This window comes from Metabacillus litoralis (genome assembly GCF_007994985.1).
Classification (GTDB): Bacteria; Bacillota; Bacilli; order Bacillales; family Bacillaceae; genus Metabacillus; species Metabacillus litoralis.
The window spans coordinates 1-586 of the sequence record NZ_VOQF01000061.1; the positions used below are offsets into that span (position 1 = coordinate 1).

A 586-nucleotide genomic window follows, 5' to 3' on the forward strand; every position below is an offset into this window, starting at 1 on the left:
ATAGAAATTGAAAGAAAGGTAGTCGATGTCTTTGAAAGTATATGAGGCAAGAAGCTTAATAGAGTCAATGGAAGATCGCGCGAAGGAATATTCTAGTCTGAGGGAAAAGCTTGTTCTTCTACGGAAACGTTTTTTGGATATTGTCCAGCTTGATGATGCTCTTCAAGGAAAAGGAGCAAATGCCATCAAGGGCTTTTATCAGGCCCAAATAGATGTTGTTTATGCATGGTTACGACTCATTGACCGGCAAATCGCCTTCTTTAAAGGAATATCAGGTGATGCAGGAGATAATGATTTGTCAGGGAACACCGTTGTTTATCAAAGCTTTCTAGAATCAGAATTATCACATCATGAGAAAAATTACATGATGATGGTTGATAGTCAGCAGGATGAACTGAAAAGAATTTTTAATCGAGTCGATGATTTAGTACCTTTGAATGTATTTTCCTCAGATCGATTTATGGATGCGGTCGCAGAGGCAAAAAAAGGTCGAAATGAAACACTTCAAGCTGTTGAAAATTTCGATGAAAAGTTAAAATCAGAATATACACTATCAGAGGATGATGAGCATTATGTTGTGGCACTA

1 protein-coding gene is annotated in these 586 nt (G+C 37.4%); it reads left to right on the top strand.

Annotation, left to right across the window (positions count from 1 at the left end):
• Window positions 1-25 precede the first annotated feature (25 nt).
• Window positions 26-586: LXG domain-containing protein (locus FS935_RS23180; RefSeq protein ID WP_193559388.1), on the top strand; the 561-nt coding region annotated here is incomplete at its 3' end.